The following is a 20,660-nucleotide window of genomic DNA, read 5'->3' as shown; positions in this document are numbered from 1 at the left end:
TTCAGGCCGGCTGCGGGGTGTCCTCCTCGGCGAGGACTACCTCCCACGCCTCCACGTCCCGGTCGGTGACGGTGGTGGGGGACTCCAGGTGGTACGCGCCGCTGGGCAGGATGCCCGCGCCGCCGTGGCGGGACAACACGGCGAGCTGCGCGGCCACGTCCTCGCCCTGGTGCTTCTCCTGCACCCGACGCCAGAAGTCGAAGCCACCAGCGTCGACGAGCTTGGCCCGGTCGTAGAGCACGCACCCGCCGATCCAGGAGACCTTGTACGCCCGCCACGCGCCCGGAGGCAGCGCCAACTGCTCGGTGATGTGCAGCAGGTTCGCGGCCGAGTGGATTCGGGCCCGGTTCCACTCCGGGGTGTCGGGTCGGATCCGCTCCGGTGTGGGCGGCCCGGCCCACTCCTCGTAGTGGCGGTGCGATTCCGGCCGCACGTCATCGGTGTACGAGAGCCCGTGCACGCCGTTGCCGACGAACCCGCAGCCCAGCTCACCGATCGCGGTGACCAGGCGGTGCAGCGCATCCGGTTCCAGCCAGATGTCGTCGTCGAGGCTGAGGACGTACCGGGCGGCCGAGGCGGCGAGCAGGTACGCCCGGTGTTCGGCCAACCCCCGTCGCGGCAGTCGGCGGGTCAGCAGCACCGGGTGACCCCGGTGGCGAAGCGCCCGGACCATTGTGGCCGCGGCGGGATGCATGTACGCCGGATCCCCGTCGGACTGGTCGCTGACGACCACGCCGAAGCCGGGTACCCCGTCCTGGGCGGCGAGCCCGCCCAGGGTGACTGCCAGCTCGGCGGGCCGGTTCCGGGTCGGAATCAGCACGTCCACCAGCCGGTCGGCGCGAAACTCGTCCGGGGTGCCGAGGTCGAGGGGGCGGTTCACGACGCCTGGGTGCGGGTGCGCAGCGACGGGTCCGGCTCCCGGTCGTCGATGTGGGGCGACGGGTCCTGGCTGTGCGACCGGATCCGCTCGATGATCGCCGAGGTGGAGCGGTCCGGCACGTACCCCAGGGTGCGCACCTGGCCGCCCAGCCGGCGTACCAGCGGCGCCTCCGGCACCAGCTCCGGCGGATAGTCACCGCCCTTGACGTACACGTCCGGTCGGACCGCCTCGATCAGCGCGGCCGGTGAGTCCTCCTCGAAGACCACCACGTGATCCACGCAGGCGAGCGCGGCGAGCAGGGCACCCCGGTCCTCGACCGGGTTGACCGGCCGGTCCGGGCCCTTCAGCCGTCGTACGCTGCCGTCCGAGTTGACCGCCACGATGAGCAGGTCGCCCAACGCGCGTGCCTGCTCCAGGTAGCGCACATGCCCGCGATGCAGCACGTCGAAGCAGCCGTTGGTGAAGACCACCGACCGTCCCGCCTCGCGGTACTCGGCGACGATCGCGTCCAACTCGTCGCCGCCGACCAGCGCGGGGTGGCTGGTGGTGTCGGTCGGCTGGTCCAACGCGGCGAGCAGGTCGTCCCGTCGGCACACGCAGGTGCCGGTGTCCGAGACGGTGATGGTGGCCGCGAGCTGGGCGAGTTGGGCGGCGGTGGGCAGGGGCGCGTCGGCGGCCAGGGCCAACGTCATCGCCGCCAGGTACGCGTCGCCGGCACCCACGGCGTGGCTCGCCGGCACCGGAGTGCTGTGGCTGCGTCGTGGCTCCCCGTCGGCGCCGCCGACCACGGCGCCCTCGGTGTCCAGGGTCACCGCGACCACGTCGGCACCGGTGTGCGCACGCAGTTCGGCCAGCCGCGACTTGGCCAGCACGGCCCGGTCGACGCCCTCTCCGGCCCGGGTGTTCACTGTGACGCCGGTGCCGGTGACGCTGAGCCCGTCACCGGTGAGGGCGACCCGCCCCTCGCCCGGGGTGGGCTCGCCGACCGGCCCGGGGCGGTCGGCACGGGTCGGTTCGGCGGCGGTGTCGTCGGCGCGTACCGCCCCCGGGGCCGCGCCGACGGTCATCTCGGACGGTCCGTCGACGGGGTCGCCGTCCGGGTGTTCCAGGTGCAGTTCGGTCCCGCCGGTCGGTCGGGTCGTACCGCCCGCGCGGGCCAACAACCGGGTCGCCTCGGCGAAGCTGGGGGTGACAACTGTCGGTGCGAGGCCCCGCCAGTCGGCCAGGTCGTGGGCGTCGAGCGCGACGGTGGCGTACCGCTGGCGGTTCTCGACCAGCCACGCGCGGACCGGCGCGGGCAGCGCGCCCAGGCCGTAGTCGCAGACCACCAGGGTCGGCGCCTCCCCACCGGCGGCGGCGCGCAACTCCTCGGTGGCGCAGCTCAGGGCGGTGAGCAGCCGGCTCACCCCGTCGTGGTCCAGCGCGTCCTCCGGGTCGCCGGAGTCCTCACGCAGCAGGATCTGGTTGCCGGCCAACATCCGCCGCTTGACCGGTGTGGGTCGCCCGGGTTGGTTGACGGTGCGGTCCCAGACGCTCGCGCGGTCCAGGCAGTCGTGCAGTTCGTCCCCGGCGACGTCCGCGCCGACCGGTGCCACCAGCACCGCCCGGCCGCCGAGGGCGGCGACGTTGACGGCGGTGTTCGCGGCCCCGCCGGCGGCGGAGATCCGCCGTCGCAGGGTGAGGACCGGGGCGGGCGCCTCCCGGCAGAGCCGGTCGGAGTCGGCGAACCGCCATTCGTCCAACATGGCGTCACCGACGATCAGGACTGGGCGTCCGAGCCAGCTCTCCACGACGGTGGCGAACCGGCGCTGCTCCGCTGCTGCTCCTGCCATGCCTCCCCGGGTCCCCAGCGGCCTGCCGGACAAACCTGCGCGCCGACCGGTCCCGCCGCTGGTCAAGCGGTCCTCGGTGGCTCCGTGACCGGTCCGAGCCGGTCCCACACCTGACCGACCTGTTTCGGGCGTTCGAGCGCGGGAAGGGGATTGAGGTACCCCGGAAAGGAGATGTACCGAGATGGCAGCGACATTGCAGGGCAAGCGGATCGCCTTCCTGGCCGCCGACGGCGTCGAGGAGGTCGAGTACGTCCAGCCACGCGAGGCGGTCGAGAACGCCGGCGCGACGGCCGAGCTGGTCTCGCTGAAGCCCGGCTCCATCCAGTCCTTCAACCACCTGGACCACTCCAAGACGTACGACGTGGACGTGACTGTCGACAAGGCCGACGCCGCCGGCTACGACGCGCTGGTGCTGCCCGGAGGGGTGGCGAACCCGGACTTCCTGCGGGGCGACCCGGACGCGGTGCGGTTCGTGAAGGCGTTCTTCGACGCGGGCAAGCCCGTCGGGGTGATCTGTCACGGCCCGTGGACGCTGATCGAGGCGGACGTGGTGCGCGGCCGGCGGATCACCTCCTGGCCGACCCTGCGTACCGACCTGACCAACGCCGGGGCCACCTGGGTGGACGAGGAGTGCGTCACCGACGGCAACCTGACCAGCAGCCGCAAACCCGACGACCTACCCGCCTTCTGCGCGGCGATCACCAAAACCTTCACCTCCTGACCCCACCCACCCCTCCGTTGATCATGAAGTTATTGCCCTTCGGCGCGGCGTGTCGTGGCAATAACTTCATGATCAACGCTGGCGGAGCGGGTGCGGCACGGGGTTGGTTTTTTGGTGGTTCGGCGCATGTTCTGCGGCTCGCGGGATAGAAGGCCACATGACCACCGAAGCCTCGGATGCGCCGGTGCTGAACCGTCAGCAGATCCGGCTGCTCATGTTGGGCCTGATGACCGGCATGCTGCTGGCCGCACTCGACCAGACCATCGTCGGTACGGCGCTGCCGACCATCGTGGGCGAGTTGGGCGGGATCAACCACTACTCGTGGGTGGTCACCGCGTACCTGCTCGCCTCGACCGCGTCGACGCCGCTGTACGGCAAGATGGCCGACCTGTACGGGCGTCGGCCGGTCTTCCTCTTCTCGATCGGCACGTTCCTGCTGGGGTCGTTGCTAGCCGGGCTGTCGCAGAACATGACCCAGCTGATCGTCACGCGGGGTATCCAGGGTCTCGGCGCCGGTGGTCTGCTCACGCTCGCGTTCACCATCATCTCGGACGTGGTGTCGCCCCGGGAGCGGGGCCGGTACCAGGGCCTGTTCGGCGCGGTCTTCGGCATCTCGTCGGTCGCCGGGCCGCTGGTGGGTGGTTACTTCGCGGAGACCGACTGGCGGTGGATCTTCTACATCAACGTGCCGCTGGCGATCCTGGCCATCGTCGTCTGTTACCACGTGATGCGGTTGATCCCGTTCGAACGTCGGGACCACTCGATCGACTGGCTCGGTGCCGGCCTGCTGGTGGCCGGGGTGAGTTCGCTGCTGCTGGCGCTGAGCTGGGGCGGCAACGAGTACGCCTGGGGCTCTGGCGTGATCATCACGCTCTTCGTGGCCGGCGTGGTGCTGGGGGTGCTCTTCGTCCTCCAGGAGGCCCGGGTGGCCGAGCCGATCCTGCCGTTGCGGCTGTTCCGGAACGCCACCTTCGCGTTGGCCAACTCGGCCCTGCTCATCATCGGTCTGGTGATGTTCGGTTCGATCATCTTCATCCCGCTGTACCTGCAGATCGTGAAGGGCGCCTCGCCGACCCGCAGCGGTCTGCTGATGCTGCCGATGATGGCCGGCATCATCGTCACCTCGATCCTGACCGGCCGCGCGATGACCCGGATCGGCCGGTACAAGTGGTTCCCGGTGGCCGGTTCGGTGACCCTCCTGGTCGGCATGTTCCTCTTCACCCAGTTGGAAGTGGCCACCTCGCTCTGGGTGGCGTTCGGGTACATGGTGGTGATCGGCGTCGGGCTGGGCCTGTGCATGCAGTCGCTGATCCTGGCGGTGCAGAACGCGGTCTCGGTACGCGACCTGGGCGCCGGCACCTCGTCGGCGACCTTCTTCCGGTCGCTGGGCGGTTCGTTCGGTGTGGCGATCCTCGGCACTGTGCTCTCGTCCCGGCTGACCGGCGGACTCGCCGACCGGTTGCCCGGCGCGATCGCGCAGCTCCCGCCGCAGGAGCAGGCCGCGGTGGCGGCGAGTGGTGGCGCCAACATCTCGATCAACGATCCGGCCACCATCCTGGCCCTGCCGGGCCCGGTGCGCGCGGCCATCCAGGGCGCCTTCGTCGACGCGCTGGACATGGTCTTCCTGACCGCCGGCCTGATCGCGATCGTGGCGGTGGTGGTCACACTGACGCTGCCCAACACGCAGCTGCGGGGTGCCGGCCCGAAGGGTGCCACCGGTGGCGCCGACCCGCTCGGCGGGGAGGCCCCGGCTCCGGGCGGCAAGCCGTTGACCCGCGAGTCGAAGGAGGAGGCCGCCGCCGACATGGAGGCCAAGTCCCAGACGATGATCTGACCGTCTCGACACCGACCGCCCCGGACCGCTCCGGGGCGGTCGGCGTCAGCGGGGCCCTAGGTCAGGCGGGGCGGCGGTAGGCGCCGTACCACCAGGTCGCGGCCAACTCCCGGGCGGCTGCCGCGTCGGTCTCCGGGTCGGCCGAGGTGGTGCTGACGTGGTCGGCGAGGAAGCGGTCGCCGCCGACCACTATCAGCCGGCTGGCCGTCGTCACGTCCAGGTCGGCGCGGGTACGCCCGGCCTGCTGCTCGATCCGGAGCGCGTCCACGGTGCGGGCGACGAACCGCTCCAGCCCGGCCGCCCAGTACTCCCGGACCACCTCGTCGTACGCGGCGACCTCGCTGACCGCGGCCAGCACCGGGGCGTACGTCCGGTATATCCGGATCACGTCGGCGAACACGTCGGTGAGCCGAGCGAGCGGGTCGCCGGGGCCGCCCGGGTCCCATTCGCCGGTGCGGTCGAACGCACTCTCCCGCATGGTGCCGGCGAGGCGCATGAGCAGTTCGCTCTTGTCCCGGAAGTGGGTGTAGAAGGTCGACCGCGCCACGCCGGCCTCGGCGGCGATCCGCTGCACGCCGAGGTCGGTGAAGCGGATCCCCTCCTTCAGGAGCCGTTCGGTGGCCGCCAGCACCCGCGCTTCGACGGCCGCGCGTCCGTCGGGATTGCGCGGGCGGCGGCGGGTGATCGAGGGCATAGCCGGAATCCTAGGTGGCCGGGGGTTGGGTAGGCGGCGTACGCTCGTTGCCGGACACAGTGTCCGACATAGTGACCACGGAGTGCCTGACCTCGGCCTCCGACCCACCATGAGGAGCAACACACGTGAAGTACCGACTGCTGGGCACCACCGGGGTGTACGTCTCGGAGATCTCGCTCGGCGCGATGACCTTCGGCGGCAGCGGGCACCCGCTCTGGGGCACCCTGGGTGGGCTGGCGCTGCCCGAGGTGCAGCGACTGGTGGACACCGCGCTGGACGCGGGCGTCAACTTCGTCGACACCGCCGACGGCTACAGCGACGGCGAGAGCGAGGAACTGCTCGGCAAGGCGCTCGGCAAGCGGCGTCGCGACGTCGTACTGGCGACGAAGGTGCACTCACGGACGGGCCCCGGCCCGAACGACGTCGGCACCTCCCGGCTGCACATCATGCAGAACCTGGAGGACAGCCTGCGCCGACTGGGCACCGATCACATCGACCTGTACCAGATCCACAACTTCGACCAGATCACTCCCATGGAGGAGATGCTGCGCGCGCTCGACGACGCGGTCCGGCAGGGCAAGGTCCGCTACATCGGCGCTGCGAACTTCGCCGCCTGGCAGATCTCCAAGGCGCTGGGTATCTCCGCTCGGGAGAAGTTGGCCGGGTTCGTCTCGGTGCAGGAGTACTACTCGCTGCTGGGCCGGGACGTGGAGCGCGACGTGGTGCCGATGGCACTCAACGAGGGTGTCGGGCTGACCGTCTGGAGCCCGCTCGCCGGTGGTTTCCTCTCCGGCAAGGTCAGCCGGGACGGTGCCGTCGCCGACAGTGGCGCGCGGAGCGCCCAGCCCGGTTACGCCAGCTTCACCCCGTTCGACCCCGAGCACGCCTTCGGAGTGGTCGACGTGCTCAAGGGCGTCGCCGAGCGGCACGAGGTGAGCCCGGCCCGGGTGGCGGTCGCCTGGCTGCTGTCCCGACCGGCAGTGACCAGCGTGATCGTCGGTGCCCGCAAGCACGAGCAGTTGGTCGACAACATCGCCGCCTCGGATCTCACACTGACCGAGCAGGACCTCACCGAGCTGGACGAGGCCACCAAGCTGCCCGTCGCGTACCCGAACTGGATCCAGGAAGGGTTCTTCGCCGGGCTCCGGCTGCCGCAGTGAGGCACGGCCCCGGGGTCGGTGGCTCCGGGGCCGCCCTACTTGAGGATGAGCCGGTTCGTCTGCTCGAAGACGTCCAGGTCGGCCAGGGTTTCGATGACCGACGTGGAGAGTGGGGCGGGAAACCGGTCGCGGGCGAAGAAGCCGGCGTCGGTGGTCTCGTCGGTGACCCGGGCCAACTGCCCGTCCCACTCCTCCACCTTGAACGCGGTAGTGAACACCTGGTAGGTGTGGCCGTACATGTTGGTGCTCGTCCGGTCCGGGCCGGTGTAGAGGGCGAACGCGCAGACCCGCAGCGCGCGCAACCCGGTCTCCTCGCGGACCTCGCGTACCGCGCAGTCGGCGATCGACTCGCCCAGCTCCATCGCGCCGGCCGGCATGGCCCACTGGCCGTTGTCCGAGCGTTTGATCAGCAGAATGCGCCCGGCATCGTCGTTGACCACGGCACGGGCGCCGACGAACATCAGCGTCCGGTCCCCGGCGAGCGCGCGCAACTGCCCCACGTACGAGTCGGCCCAGGAGATGCTCACCTGCGACAACTTACGGGGGTTCCCAACGTGTGACCGCCGACACTAGCTTGTTACCCATGCGTAGCACGATGATGGACGCCCCTCTGCAGATCTCCCGGATCCTCGACCACGGTGCACTGGTGCACGGCACGGCCGAGGTGGTCACCTGGACGGGCGCCGAAGCCCGCCGGATGACGTACGCCGAGGTGGGCCGGGCCGCCGCCCGGCTGGCGCACGGGCTGCGCGACGAGTGCGGGGTGACCGGCGACGAGCGGGTCGCCACCTTCATGTGGAACAACAACGAGCACCTGATCGCCTACTTCGCGGTGCCGAGCATGGGCGCGGTGCTGCACACGCTCAACATCCGGCTCTTCCCCGACCAGGTCGTCTACATCGCCAACCACGCCGAGGACCGGGTGGTCCTCGTCGACAGCACGCTCATCCCGCTGTTGGCCCGGGTGATCGGTGAGCTGACCACTGTGCGGCACGTCGTGGTGGTCGGCGGTGGTGACCCGGCGCCGCTGGTGGCGGCGGCCGGCGACCGGATCACCGTGCACCACTGGGACGCGTTGCTCGCCGACCGGCCCGACACGTACGACTGGCCCGAGGTGGACGAGCGCGACGCCGCAGCGCTCTGCTACACCTCGGGCACCACAGGCAACCCGAAGGGCGTGGCCTACTCGCACCGGTCGATCTATCTGCACTCGTTGCAGGTCTGCATGCCGGAGGGTTTCGGCCTCGGGCCGACCGACCGCGAGTTGGCCATCGTGCCGATGTTCCACGCCATGTCGTGGGGTCTGCCCTATGCGGCCTTCCTGTCCGGCGCGTCGCTGATCATGCCGGACCGGTTCCTCCAGGCCGCGCCGATCGCCGAGATGATCGCCGCCGAGCGGCCCACACTGGCCGGCGCGGTGCCGACCATCTGGACCGACCTGCTGGCCTACCTGGACACCCACGACGTGGACACCTCGTCGCTCGGTGAGGTGATCGTCGGCGGCTCGGCGTGCCCGCCGGCGCTGATGCACGCGTTCGACGAGCGGCACGGAATCGACGTCATCCACGCCTGGGGGATGACCGAGATGTCCCCACTGGGGTCGGTCTCGCGTCCGCCTGCCGGTGCGACAGGTGAGCAGGCCTGGCGCTACCGCTACACCCAGGGGCGGGTGCCCGCGGGCGTGCAGGCGCGGATCGTCGGCCCGTCTGGCGACCCGATGCCCGCCGACGGCACGGCCGTGGGGGAGCTGGAGGTCCGAGGGCCGTGGGTGACCGCCCGGTACGTCGGAGACGACGCCCCGGACGAGGAGAAGTTCCGTGACGGCTGGCTGCGCACCGGCGACGTCGGCACCCTCTCGCCGGACGGGTACATCAACCTGACCGACCGCGCCAAGGACGTGATCAAGTCCGGTGGCGAGTGGATCTCGTCGGTGGAGTTGGAGAACGCGCTGATGGCCCACCCGGCGGTGCTGGAGGCGTGCGTGGTGGGGGTCCCGGACGAGCGATGGGACGAACGCCCGCTGGCCACGGTTGTGGTCCGGGAGGGCGCTTCGGTGACCGCCGAGGAGTTGCGGGACTTCCTGGCCGGGTCGGTGGCGCGCTGGCAGTTGCCCGAGCGCTGGGCGTTCATCGACACGGTGCCGAAGACCAGCGTCGGCAAGTTCGACAAGAAGGTCGTCCGTTCGCGGTACGCCGAGGGCGAGCTGACTGTCCGGGAGCTGACAGCCCCGTAACGTTTTCCCCGGCACTGTCGCCTGTTGGGGCGGGAGTACTCCTGAACCCTCCCCAGGGGCGGCCCCGGCGTTCGCACCGCGCCGGGGCCGCCCGCTCCACGCGGGGTGACCCGCACCGTCATTGTTGCGAAAGTTGTTCGCTTCTGTCCTGCTGACGGAGAAATCGGGTGGTCAGCGACCCGATCAGGCGTCGCTGGTGGTGATGAGCACCTTGCCCACCGTCGAGTCCTCCACCGCCTGGTGCGCCCCGGCCGCCTCCGCCAGCGGGTAGTAGTGCAGCGGCAGACCGGCGTCCGCACCGACCCGGATGCCACCCTGGCTGGCCGCCGCCGCCACGTCCTTCACGCCCTGCGCCTTGGCCGCCTTCGGCTCCGTGTAGACCAGGACGAACTGCCAGCGGGCGTTCGGCGCCATCATCGCCCGGATCGGGATGCTCACCTCGTCCCCGCCGTTGTCGGCGTACATGCAGACCGCGCCACCGTGCCGCAGCACCCGTACGTCGACCGAGGCGTTGCGGGCGGGGGAGACCTCCACGATCGTGTGCACCCCGTCGGGGGCGATCTTGCGGACCTCCTCGACCACGTCTTGCTCCCGATAGTTGATCACGAAGGAAGCGCCTGCCGAGGCCGCGAGCTGTGCCTTCTCCGCGCTGCTCACAGTGGCGATCACAGTGGCGTCGGCCCACCGGGCGAGCTGGATCGCGGCGTTGCCGACAGCGCCCGCGCCGCCCTGCACCAGCACCGTGTGATCCGCCAACGCGCCGGCCCGCAGCGTGTCCGGCATGAACTCGCCGGCGGTCAGACAGCGGTGCGCGGTGAGGAACGGGATGCCCAGGGCCGCGCCCAGCTCGAACGGGGCGGCGCCGAGGCGTACCGCCTGCCGGACCGGCACCAGCGTGTACTCCGCCGTTGTGCCCCACTGTCGCTGCCAGGCGGCCTCCCAGACCCACACCCGCTCACCGATCAGGTCGGGGTCGACCCCGTCGCCGACAGCCTCGACCACCCCCGCGCCGTCCTGCCCGGGGATCTGCCACCCGTTCGGCGGGGCGTTGCGGCGGGACTTCCAGTCGGTCGGGTTCACCCCGGAGACCGCCATCCGCACCAGGACCTCGCCCGCACCCGGCTCCGGCACCGGCCGGTCGACCAGATCCAGCACCGAAGGGTCGCCGTTGCGCTCGTACACGATGGCCTTCATCCGTGGTCTCTACCCGGCTCGACCCCTGTCAACCCAGCTCGTCCACCAACTCCGGGGTCAGCTCACCGATCGCGTTCAGCGTCGCCGCCGCCAGCCCGGCGGCGTCCGGACCGAGCGGGTACGAGCCGTGCGGCACCGCCACCACCCGCATCCCCGCCGCCGCTGCGGAACGCACCCCGTTTGACGAATCCTCCACGGCCACACAGCGGGTCGGGTCCACGCCGAGGCGCTGCGCCACGCTCAGGTACACGTCCGGTGCGGGCTTGCCCCGCTCGGTCTGCTCAGTGGAGAGGGTCGCGCCGAACGCGTCGGTCAGGCCGGTCGCCGCCAGCGCCGCCTCGATCAGCCGGGTCGGCGACGAACTGGCCAACCCGAGCGGCCACCGCGCGGCCAGCCGGCGAACGACCTGGTCGGCGCCGTCGATGAGGGGTACGTGGTCCCGGTAGCGTCGGGTCATCTCCTCGACCACCTCGACGGCTACCTGCTCGGCGGTGCGGTCGACGCCCAGTTCTCCGCTCAGGTAGTGGGCCCACTCCCCGGTGCTCATCCCCATGAGTCGGCGTTGCGTGTCCGGTTGCCACGTCCCGCCGTGCGCCGCTACGTACGCCCGGCGGACCTCCTCCCACACCGGCTCGGAATCCACGATCACGCCGTCCAGGTCGAAGACCACCGCATCAGTCACGGGCCCATCCTGCCCGACCGGTGGGTGCCCGGTCAGCCGGGCAACGCGGGCAGACCGAGCGGGCTGCCCTCGGGAAGCAGAGTGTGACCGGAACGGGCGATCGGCTCCAGCAGCTCCCGGAGCCGGTCCGTGTCGTGGGCGCCGAGCGCCTGCCACGGGTGCGCGGCGGCCCGGTCGGTGGCGTCCTCGATGGCCTGGAACCCGGCCCGGGCGTGGTCGGTGGCCGCGCCGTCCCCGGTCAGCCAGCCCCGCTCGGTGAGCCGCTCGCGGGCGGCCTGCCACTGCTCCTCGGACCAGCCCCGGCCCAGCAGGTACTGCGGCGACGAACCGTCCAGCGCGACCCGCCCGGTCAGTGTCTCCACCGGGTCCAGGCCGGCGGCCACCAGCGCCGCCACGTGCCCGTCCCCCCGGTGCTCGCGCAGCGTGGTGGCGGCCTGCCAGAGCCGCGCCAGCGGGTACTCGCCGGCCGGGAGGGCCGCGTTGGCCGCGCCGAGCACCCGGCCGGCGGTCTGCGCCGCCGAGGCGGCCCGATCCAGCAGGTCGGCGGCCTCCACCAGGTGCGACTCGGGTAGCTCGTAGGTCAGCTCGGCGAGCGCCTGCACGGCACCGGTCAGTCGGGCGCGTAGCGCCTCCTGCGGGGTGGCCAACCGCCACACCGCCGGCAGCGCGCGGGCCACCATCTGCGGCGCGAAGTTGAAGAAGGCGGCGATCACCGGGGCCGCCTCGGCGGCTCCCAGCGGCGCGGCCCGGCCGGCGAAGTAACCACGCCAGTAGCCGCGCAGCCCGACCGCCTCGTACGCGGCCCGGGCCCGGGGGTGCAGGTAGGTGACAGTGTGCACCGGCTCGAAGAACGCCCACATCGACCGGGCGGTCCGCCCAGGCTCGTCCAGCGCCGTCACATGCACCTCCGCGTCCCGGTTCCGGATGCTGCTCACCCCGGGCGGCGAACCGCCCGGGGTGACGCCGAACCTACTGCCGCTGGGTGACGGGCCGGAAGCCCCATGTGAACAACTCCATCGCGTCCCGGCGACAACCGGGACGACTTGGACAGGTCACTGGGCGGCGAGCACGTCCACCACGAAGCGCAGCGGACCGGTGGGACGTCCACCGGCGGCGGCCTCGTCGTTGCCGTACGCCAGCTCGCCCGGGATGTCGAGCTGCACCCGGCTGCCCACCGTCACCCCGACCAGACCCTGGTCCCAGCCGGGGATGACCTGGCCGACGCCGATCGGGAAGGTGGCCGGCTGCCCGGCCTTCCACGAGGAGTCGAACTCCTTGCCGTCCTTGAAGAACACCCCCACGTAGTTGGTGGTGATGTTCTGGCCCTTCTGCACGGCCGGGCCCTTGCCCTTGATCAGCGGGGTGACGGTGAGCTTCTTGAGCTCACCGGTGCCCGGCGTCACCGTCGGCTTGGTGCCCAGCGCCGGGTCGGAGCCCTCGGGCAGCTGCGGAGCGGGGGGCGCGCCAGCCTCGTCGGGGGCCGGGGCGGAGGCGGACGGGGTCGCGTCGGCCTGGGTCTTGGGCTTGTCGTCGCCCCCACCGATCGCCACGAAGACGCCGATCAGCGTCGCGGCCACGGCGAGGGCGGCGAGGCTGCTGAGCCCGGCGTTGATCTTCCGCCTCCGGTCGGCGGCCTTCTTCTCCGCCAACTGGGCGGCCAGGCGGCGCCCCGACTTGGTTGCCGGGCTCTGGTCCGGGCCCGTCTGCTGCGTCCGCTCGCTCACGTCGTCGACTCCCTGCTGCGAAGTGTGGCCGGCACCCGGTGCCGGGGGGAAAGCCGACGCACACGGTACCCGCACCGCGGCCTACCGTGCCCGCCGCCGACGCCTCGGATCGCCCAGTGCGACATTCCGAGGCTTTCCCGGGCGGTTATTCCGGGACGACCATGAAGTCGGTCACGAACGACGTGATCCGTCCGTCGGCGGTACGGCCGATCCAGGTGCCGTAGCAGCCGTCGCCCCAACCGGTGGCCACTGTGACGACGTTGGCGCCGCTGGCCTCGTCCAACACGGCGGTGATCAGCCCTGGAACCGGGGACGAGGGCAGCTCGGCCGGAATGAAGACCTCCTCGACCAGGTCCTCGTCCCAGCCCTCCAGGACGGCGAGGGCGGTCGGGTCGGCGAAGGTGCCGACGCCGGCATCCACCCCGTAGCCGAAGTAGTCGTCCCCTCCGAGCGTGGCGACGTCCTGGTCGCCCGCGACGGCCGGCTCCCAGCGGATCGTCGGTTCCGCCGAGACGACCAGCTCCAGCGCGGCGACCCGGCGGTCCACCTCGGCGTCCTCCCGGAGCACCACAGCCACCCAGGCGCGGGCGGGATGCCGCCCCGGCGGCACTGTCACGGTGAACGGCTCCGCCTCCGGGCAGACCAGCGGGTCACACCCGACCACGCGACCGGTCGGCAACACGATGTCGCCCACCGGGTGAACCTCGATCAGGTACCCGCCGTGCTGGTCGGTGAAGCGGGCGCCGGGCGTCAGTAACCGGTCCAGATCAGGGGTGTACGGCATGGGGGCTCCTCCGGTCGCCAGCGGCCGGCGGAGCGTACCCGGCGAGGCGGACACCGCCGCCGCTGCCGTACCCGGTCAGGCGCTCTTGCGAGGTGCGGTCTTGCGTGCGGCGGTCTTCTTCGCCGGCTCCGCCTTCTTCGCGGCGGTCTTCTTGGCGGCGGTCTTCTTCGCCGGCTCCGCCGCCTTCTTCTCGGCCGTCTTCTTGGCCGCGGCCTTCTTCGCGGGTGCCTTGGCCGCCTTCTTCTCGGCTGCCTTCTGCGCCGACCGGGCCGACGAGATGGGCGTCGGCTCGCCGCCACCACCGCCGCGGGCGGGCTGCTCGCCACGAGCCGCCTTGGCACGCTCCACCGAGGCCTTCAACGCTGCCATCAGGTCCACCGCCGCAGCCGGGGCCTCCTCGACCTCCTCCGGCTGGACGACCTCCCGACCCTCCACCTTGGCGTCGATGACCTCCTGCAACGCGGCTCGGTAGTCGTCGGTGAAGACGTCCGGCTCGAACTCGCCGGTCATCGAGTCGATCAGAGAGCTGGCCATGGCCAGCTCCGGTGGGCGCACCTTGAGGTCCTCGTCGAGGAAACCGAAGTCCGGTGTGCGGATTTCGTCCGGCCAGAGCATCGTGTTGAGCAGCAGCACACCTTCGCGGACCCGCAGCGTGGCCAGCTGCTCCCGCTGGCGCAGCGCCACCTTGACGATGGCCACCCGCTCCGAGTCGATGAGCGCGTCCCGCAGCAACACGTACGGCTTGGTCGCCGCACCCTCCGGCTCGAGGAAGTACGCCTTGTTGTAGAGGATCGGGTCGACCTGCTCGGCCGGCACGAACTCCAGCACGTCGATGGCACGGGAGCTGGTCAGCGGCAGGTCGGCGAAGTCCTCGTCGGTGAGGATCACCATTTCGCCGCCGCCGATGTCGTAGCCCTTGGCGATGTCGTCGTAGGTGACCTCTTCGCCGCAGACCGAGCAGGTGCGCTTGTAGCGGATTCGACCGCCGTCCTCGCGGTGCACCTGGTGAAACCGAATGTCCTTCTCCTCGGTCGCGGAGTAGAGCTTCACCCCGATCGAGACGAGCCCGAACGACACGGCTCCCTTCCAGATGGCACGCATCCTGCGCTCCCTTCCCCGGTATCGACCATGCTCGCATCCGAAAGAACCGGACGCGAGGTGTTCGGGCTGCTACTACAGTCGGGTCGTGCCCGGCGCGCCGCTCAAGCCGATGCTCGCGATGACCGGGCCGCTCCCGGCGGGTGACGGCTGGGCCTACGAGTTCAAGTGGGACGGCGTCCGCGCCCTGGCCGACATCTCAGGTGGCGGTCAGCACCTGTATGCCCGTTCCGGCGTGGAGATCACCGCCGCGTACCCGGAGTTGGCCACCCTGCCCGAGCAGGTCGACGACGCGCTGCTCGACGGCGAGGTGGTGCTGCTCGGCCAGGGCGGGCAGCCGTCGTTCACCGCGCTGGCCGAGCGGATGCACGTCCGGGATCGGGCCAAGGCGGCCCGGTTGGCAGCGGTCATGCCGGTGACGTACATGATCTTCGACCTGCTCCGGCTGAACGGCGACGACCTGACCGGCTGGCCGTACGAGCGCCGCCGGGAGGCCCTGGAGGCGCTCGCGCTCGGTGGCCTCCGGTGGGCGGTGCCGCCGATGTTCGCCGACGGGCCGGCCACCTACGAGGCGGCCGGGGAGCACGGCCTGGAGGGGGTGATGGCCAAGCGGGTCGGGGCCGTCTACCGCCCGGGGGTGCGCTCGCCGGACTGGGTGAAGGTCAAGCTGGAGGTGACCGGCGACTTCGTCATCGGCGGTTGGCGACCGGGCGCGCGCCGGATCGGCGGGCTGCTGGTCGGGGTGCCCGGCCCGGACGGCCGACTGATCTACCGGGGTCGGGTCGGCGGCGGGATCGGCGCGGCCATCGAGCGGCAGCTCCTCGCCGAGCTGGAGCCGCTGCGCTCCGGCGTGTCACCGTTCGCGCCGGGTGTGCCGCGCGAGGATGCGCGGGGCGTCATCTGGGTAACACCCCAGGTGGTGGTGGAGGTGAAGTACGGCCAGCGCACCCCCGACGGCCGGCTGCGCTTCCCCCGGGTGCTGCGGTTGCGCCCGGACAAGCCTCCGGAGGAGGTCGACGATGCCGGCTGAACGGCTACGGGTGAACGTCGAGGGTCGCGCGCTGGAGGTGTCCAACCTGGACAAGGTGCTCTACCCGGCGGCCGGGTTCACCAAGGGTGAGGTGATCGACTACTACACCCGGATCTCCCCGGTGCTGCTGCCGCACCTGCGGGACCGGCCGCTCACCCGGATCCGCTTCCCCAACGGGGTGGACGACAAGTCGTTCTTCGAGAAGAACACGCCGGCCGCCACCCCGGACTGGGTGCGGGTGGAGAACCTGCCCGCGCCCGGGTCGACGAAAGGCCGGGAGACCATCGACTACGTGGTCGCCGACGACCTGCCCACCCTGGTCTGGCTGGCCAACCTTGCCGCGTTGGAGCTGCACACACCGCAGTGGAAGGTGGGCAAACACCCGGACATGATGGTCGTCGACCTGGACCCGGGCCCGCCGGCCGGGCTCGCCGAGTGTTGCCCGGTGGCGGTCCTGATGCGCGACCGCCTCGCCGACGACGGCATCGAGTCGTACCCGAAGACGTCCGGCAAGAAGGGCATGCAGCTCTGCTGCCCGATCGCCGGCACCCAGTCGTCCGACCTCGTCTCCGACTACGCCCGGCGGATCGCTCAGGAACTGGAGAAGGCCCACCCGAGGCTGATCGTGTCGAAGATGGCGAAGAACCTCCGACCGGGAAAGGTCTTCATCGACTGGAGCCAGAACAACGCGGCGAAGACCACTGTGGCGCCGTACTCGCTGCGGGCCCAGTCGGTGCCGTCGGTGTCGACGCCGCTGACCTGGGACGAGGTCGAGGCCGGCGCGCGCGGCCGGAAACCGGCCGTCCGCCAGTTCACCGCCGCCGAGGTCCTGGCCCGGGTCGACGAGTACGACGACCTGCTCGCCCCCCTGCTGGACGGCGGCCCGGAGTTGCCCGGCTGACACTGGGTGACGATCGATGCCCGGATGCTCGCGGGCGGTACCAGCAGCAGAGTGTCACGGGCCGCAGTGTCCCGGCCGGGCCACCCACCGCCTTTGCTCTGCATACCTATATGCACCACCGCGCTGAACTGGGACTTCATCACGGCCGCGCGGTCGAGGGGTGGGAACGCTCATCACGGAGCGTGCGTGTCGCATATAGGTATGCAGAGCAAAGGCTCCTCGGTGGGTGCGGTGGGCCTGTAGCCGGGGTCACCTGACGTGATCGGCCGGCGCCCACCGCGAGGGTGGACGCCGGCCGAAGGGGAACTGGCGGTGGGTCAGCGGCGGCCGAAGACCGTGCGGCTGGAGCCGAGGCGTAGGAGCACCGTCTCGCCGGTGGCGTCCTTGACCCCGTCGTTGTCGGTGATCGCGTACACCTCGCCGTCGCCGGCCACGGTCAGACCCTCCAGCTTCTCCTGCGTCCAGCCGTTGCTGGCGCGAAGCGCGGGCAGCACGTCGACGGCGAGCGTCTTCGGCAGCACTGTCAGCGGACCGGTCGCCGCCGCACCGGGCAACGGCACCGTGTAGATCCGCTTGACGGTGGCGGCCGGGCCGTTCAGCTTGTCCCGTTCGATGACCGCGAGCCGGTCACCGACCACTGTGATCTCGGAGAGGCCCATCCAGTCGCCGGGCACTGTGGTGGCCCCCAACTGGTAGCCGAACCAACTCCAGGTGCCCGCCGCGACGTCGTACCGGCCGAGCCGGACGACGCCGGCCGGGTCGGTGCTCAACTCCCGCTGTACGGCCACCCAGACGATCTCCCGGCCCTGCCGGTCGGTGGTCGCGGTGACCCCCTCCAGGCCCTGCTTGCCGAGGCCGGCGGCGACCTCGGCGGGCAGCGCGACGGTCTGCCGGGTCGCCCCGGCGGCGTCGAGCCGGACCAGCCTGTTCTCCGCGCCCTTGGCGCCCTCCACGGCGAGCCAGAAGCCGCCCTGGGGGCGGGCGAAGATGCCCTCCGCGTCGTACCCGACCGGAGCGCCGGCCGCGTCCCGCACCGGCAGCGCGGCGGTGATCACGGCCGGCGTCCGTTTCGCGTCGACGGTGAGGATGCGGGTTTGGCCGTACGCCGCGTCGGTGACGCTGTAGAGCTGGTCCCGCTTGCCCGGGACCGCGCTCAGCGCGCCGAGCGCTCCCCAACCGGTCGGGGTGCCGGCCCGGTCGGTGCCGGAGACGATGCTCGGGAACGCCGGGGTGGCACTGCCGAGCTGGAAGAGCGACACCGAGGCCCGGACGTTGACCGCGGCGTCGTCCTCCTCGCTGGAGACCGCGAGCAGCCCGCGCGACGGAATGGGCAGCAGCCCTTCCGGCCCGTTGGTGGTCGGCAGCACCTGCTTGAAGACCGGCCGGGTGGGGTCGTCCAGGTCGTAGACGGCGACGAAGTTGCTCCGCTCCGAGCCGACGAAGGCGTACCGGACACCGTCGTACTCGGCGACGGCCACGCCCTCCGGCTCGGTGCCCTTCTTGCCGGCCCGGTCCTCGTTGTGCAGCCCGTACGAGACGGCGAGCCGCTCGAAGGTGTTGCCGGCGTCCCAGGCGACGCGTCCGCTGCGGCTGTCGAAGACCGACCAGCCACGGGTGCCGCCGTGCCAGTCACCCTCGTTGGCAGTGGCGAGATAGCGGTCGTCGACCCAGGCCACCGCGTCCGGCTCGCGCGGCACGTCGGTGATGCCGCCGGTCAGGTCGATGACACCGTCCTTATTGGTGTCGATGCCGCTGATCGTGGCGGTGCCGGCGCTGAACACAGTGGTGATCCGGCCGGTGGGCAGGTCGATCAGGGCGACGCCGTTGTTCTCCTGAAGCGTCACGGCCAACTGGTTGCGGCCGTTGATCGAGACGTACTCCGGCTCGGGGTCGGTCGGCGCGGCGAGGCCGGCCTGCGCCAGCGCGGGCAGCGCACTGCCGTCGGCAGCGGTCAGCGCGACAGGCCGCAGCCGCCAACCGGCCGGAGACGTGCCGGCCAGGTCGACGATCTGCACGAAACCGGCGGGCGCCTGGGGCAGGTCGCCCTCCTCGCCGCCGGACGGGGTGGCCTCCTCGTCGCGCTCGTTCTCGATGGCGATCGCGGCGTACCGCTTGTCAGTGCTGATCGCTATCGAGTCGGGCTGACCGCCGAGATCGAAGCTGGCCACCCGCTCGCGACTGGCCAGTTCGATCACGTCGAGGCGGCCGGACGGCGCTGTGTAACTGGCGCTGGTGTTCACCACCACCAGCACGTACCTGCCGACCACGGCGACCGAGGTCGGCTCGTCCTCGGCGTCGCCGAGCTGGGACAGGGAGAGCGTGCCGAGGCCGCGTGGCCGGTCGGCACGGGAGATGTCCAGGAAGCCGATGCGCCGGGCCAGCGCGTCGGTGTGGATCAGGGTGCGACCGTCCTCGCTGACCGCCGAGATCTCGGCGACCGTCGCTGTCGTCGGATCCTCGCCGGCCGGACGGTTCTGGAACACCGGGTACGTGGCGACCCGGTCGAAGGCGAGCGACAGGCCTGGATGGTGGTGGCCGCCGCCCGACGCGGGGGTGGCCCCGGTCAGGCTGGCGGCGGCGACACCGGCTGCGGTGAGCGCGGTGAATGCTCTTCTGAGTGTCAAGGACTTCCTCCGTTAGGTCGTACCCGCACGGAGGCTGACAGTTGTCGGGGAGCATCAGCTTGCGCCGACATGAACAGTCGGCGAAGCACGGCGCAGCTGCCACCAGGCACCGCCGACCAGGGCGACAGTGATGACGGTGACCGCGACGTCGCCGGCCAGGGCAGCCGCCGGGCTCGCCGGGGAGTACGGCGGCACCAGGTACGCGAACGCGGCGGCGGTGACCAGGCCCGCGGTGCCGGCAACGAGCACGTGCCGCTGCCCCCAGCCGTTGCCCGACGACCAGTACGCCACAAGCCCTCCGGCGATGGCGGACAGCGAAAGCGCGATGATCATCCCCGTCCAGGCGGGCGTCAGGTCGGAGCCGAGGCGGACGACGACGACCAGCAGACCGACCCAGAGCGGATGCGGCACCCGGCGGACCCGGCGCGGGTGGGCGCGACGCCAGCGAGGGAGCAGGGCCGTCGCGACGAGGGCGAGGACCAGCAGCGCCGCGAACGCCAGCTGGAGCGGGCTGGCCAGGAAGTCCTTCCGGCCGCTGCTGTCGGAGAAGATCAACAGACTGCCGAGCAGGTAGAGCACGCTCACCACGGCGAGACCGGGTCGGCCCAGCCACGGCCGCAGACGCCGTTGCGGCCCGAGGAACGACTCGATGAGCACGATCGGCGCGCAGATCGTCAGCACGATGTGGTTGCCGACGTAGTCGAACGCCTGCCGGAGGCTGAATTCGAGCCCCGGCACCAGCGTCGCCTCGGCGGCGGCCCGGGTGTCGGCGTACTGGGTGTCGTCGAGGTAGTCGGGGTTGAACAGTGACTGGTCGACCAGCCCGGCCTGGAGTACGCCGAACGCGGCGGCGAGCAGGACGATGGTCGGCCAGCCCGCGCCGAGGTGCCGAGCGGTCTCCCGGATGAGGATCGCCGCGCCGCCGTACATCGGGCCCAGGAAGATCAGCACCGGCAGGAAGTCGTCGATGGCGAAGCCGCCCCACGAGCACTCGGCCGCCCACGGCGCGAGCAACAGCAACGCGATCACCGGCAGGAGCCGCCGACGCAGTGGCAGACGGCCAGCGGCGGCCGGGTGGTCGGTGGCGGGATGGTCGGCGGTGACGGGGTCGGGTCCGGTCGGCATGGGCGCTCCTCGGCGGCGTTTCGGGGATCGTTCTCTGCACCGTGCGCGGGCCACCCGGTCACCCGATACGGCCATCGGCCGACGACCGGCGCGACGAAAGTCGTTGAGTACTGTGGTGCCGACGTCGACCCGGGGAGCGTGGAG

18 protein-coding genes are annotated in these 20,660 nt (G+C 71.4%); 6 read left to right on the top strand and 12 right to left on the bottom strand.

The features are described 5' to 3' along the window. Window position 1: 1 nt before the first annotated feature. Both NIE111_RS08545 and rfaE2 read right to left on the bottom strand, forming a co-directional pair. Window positions 2-880: a glycosyltransferase family 2 protein gene (locus NIE111_RS08545; RefSeq protein WP_238683839.1), complete on the bottom strand. Its 879-nt coding sequence runs from the start codon at window positions 878-880 to the stop codon at window positions 2-4. Then, window positions 877-2,712, bottom strand: coding sequence for a D-glycero-beta-D-manno-heptose 1-phosphate adenylyltransferase (rfaE2, locus tag NIE111_RS08540; protein ID WP_238683838.1), 1,836 nt, complete (start codon window positions 2,710-2,712; stop codon window positions 877-879). Before rfaE2 ends, NIE111_RS08545 begins: the two co-directional genes overlap by 4 nt. 181 nt (window positions 2,713-2,893) lie before the next feature. Here rfaE2 and NIE111_RS08535 point away from each other — a divergent pair, with 181 nt between their 5' ends. Next, window positions 2,894-3,433: a type 1 glutamine amidotransferase domain-containing protein gene (locus tag NIE111_RS08535; protein WP_238683837.1), complete on the top strand. Its 540-nt coding sequence runs from the start codon at window positions 2,894-2,896 to the stop codon at window positions 3,431-3,433. A 157-nt stretch (window positions 3,434-3,590) separates the two neighbouring features. Continuing rightward, window positions 3,591-5,267, top strand: a complete 1,677-nt coding sequence (locus NIE111_RS08530) for an MDR family MFS transporter (RefSeq protein WP_238683836.1) — start codon at window positions 3,591-3,593, stop codon at window positions 5,265-5,267. A gap of 61 nt (window positions 5,268-5,328) precedes the next feature. Here NIE111_RS08530 and NIE111_RS08525 read toward each other — a convergent pair whose 3' ends face one another. Continuing rightward, window positions 5,329-5,961, bottom strand: a complete 633-nt coding sequence (locus NIE111_RS08525; protein ID WP_238683835.1) for a TetR/AcrR family transcriptional regulator — start codon at window positions 5,959-5,961, stop codon at window positions 5,329-5,331. Between the two features lie 125 nt (window positions 5,962-6,086). Between NIE111_RS08525 and NIE111_RS08520 the strand changes: the two genes are divergently transcribed. Then, window positions 6,087-7,121, top strand: a complete 1,035-nt coding sequence (locus NIE111_RS08520) for an aldo/keto reductase (protein ID WP_112699930.1) — start codon at window positions 6,087-6,089, stop codon at window positions 7,119-7,121. A gap of 35 nt (window positions 7,122-7,156) precedes the next feature. Here NIE111_RS08520 and NIE111_RS08515 read toward each other — a convergent pair whose 3' ends face one another. After that, window positions 7,157-7,648: an NUDIX domain-containing protein gene (locus NIE111_RS08515; protein WP_030334282.1), complete on the bottom strand. Its 492-nt coding sequence runs from the start codon at window positions 7,646-7,648 to the stop codon at window positions 7,157-7,159. A 71-nt stretch (window positions 7,649-7,719) separates the two neighbouring features. Between NIE111_RS08515 and NIE111_RS08510 the strand changes: the two genes are divergently transcribed. Further along, window positions 7,720-9,354: a fatty acid--CoA ligase gene (locus NIE111_RS08510; RefSeq protein ID WP_238683865.1), complete on the top strand. Its 1,635-nt coding sequence runs from the start codon at window positions 7,720-7,722 to the stop codon at window positions 9,352-9,354. Window positions 9,355-9,537: 183 nt separating this feature from the next. Here the strand turns inward: NIE111_RS08510 and NIE111_RS08505 are convergent, their stop codons facing one another. The 6 genes from NIE111_RS08505 to ku all read right to left on the bottom strand — a co-directional run bounded on the left by NIE111_RS08505 (window position 9,538) and on the right by ku (window position 14,839). Then, on the bottom strand, window positions 9,538-10,548 hold the full coding sequence (locus NIE111_RS08505; protein WP_238683834.1) for an NADPH:quinone reductase: 1,011 nt from the start codon (window positions 10,546-10,548) through the stop codon (window positions 9,538-9,540). Between the two features lie 28 nt (window positions 10,549-10,576). Next, window positions 10,577-11,230, bottom strand: coding sequence for an HAD family hydrolase (locus NIE111_RS08500; RefSeq protein WP_238683833.1), 654 nt, complete (start codon window positions 11,228-11,230; stop codon window positions 10,577-10,579). Between the two features lie 32 nt (window positions 11,231-11,262). Beyond that, entirely contained in the window at window positions 11,263-12,090 is an 828-nt protein-coding gene (locus NIE111_RS08495) for an SCO6745 family protein (protein ID WP_238683864.1), read from the bottom strand. 192 nt (window positions 12,091-12,282) lie between these two features. After that, on the bottom strand, window positions 12,283-12,954 hold the full coding sequence (locus NIE111_RS08490; RefSeq protein ID WP_238683832.1) for an FKBP-type peptidyl-prolyl cis-trans isomerase: 672 nt from the start codon (window positions 12,952-12,954) through the stop codon (window positions 12,283-12,285). Between the two features lie 145 nt (window positions 12,955-13,099). Further along, entirely contained in the window at window positions 13,100-13,738 is a 639-nt protein-coding gene (locus tag NIE111_RS08485; RefSeq protein ID WP_238683831.1) for a DUF4241 domain-containing protein, read from the bottom strand. A gap of 75 nt (window positions 13,739-13,813) precedes the next feature. Next, a complete protein-coding gene (gene ku / locus NIE111_RS08480; RefSeq protein WP_238683830.1) occupies window positions 13,814-14,839 on the bottom strand; it encodes a non-homologous end joining protein Ku in 1,026 nt (341 codons plus the stop codon). A gap of 85 nt (window positions 14,840-14,924) precedes the next feature. Between ku and ligD (NIE111_RS08475) the strand changes: the two genes are divergently transcribed. Next, entirely contained in the window at window positions 14,925-15,866 is a 942-nt protein-coding gene (gene ligD / locus NIE111_RS08475; RefSeq protein ID WP_238683829.1) for a non-homologous end-joining DNA ligase, read from the top strand. Continuing rightward, window positions 15,856-16,767 carry a non-homologous end-joining DNA ligase gene (gene ligD / locus NIE111_RS08470; RefSeq protein ID WP_238683828.1) on the top strand — a complete coding sequence of 304 codons (912 nt, stop codon included), beginning with the start codon at window positions 15,856-15,858 and terminating at the stop codon, window positions 16,765-16,767. The genes ligD (NIE111_RS08475) and ligD (NIE111_RS08470) overlap by 11 nt, the downstream gene beginning before the upstream one ends. A gap of 317 nt (window positions 16,768-17,084) precedes the next feature. On the opposite strand, the gene NIE111_RS08465 is transcribed toward ligD (NIE111_RS08470), so the two are convergent. Further along, a complete protein-coding gene (locus tag NIE111_RS08465) occupies window positions 17,085-19,391 on the bottom strand; it encodes an esterase-like activity of phytase family protein (RefSeq protein ID WP_238683827.1) in 2,307 nt (768 codons plus the stop codon). Window positions 19,392-19,445: 54 nt separating this feature from the next. After that, window positions 19,446-20,516, bottom strand: a complete 1,071-nt coding sequence (locus tag NIE111_RS08460; RefSeq protein WP_238683826.1) for a hypothetical protein — start codon at window positions 20,514-20,516, stop codon at window positions 19,446-19,448. Window positions 20,517-20,660: the final 144 nt, after the last annotated feature.

Source organism: Micromonospora hortensis (genome assembly GCF_022230935.1).
In the GTDB taxonomy this organism is placed as follows: domain Bacteria; phylum Actinomycetota; class Actinomycetes; order Mycobacteriales; family Micromonosporaceae; genus Micromonospora; species Micromonospora hortensis.
Note: the sequence above shows the minus strand (reverse complement) of the source record. Positions and strands in the feature narration are given on the sequence as shown.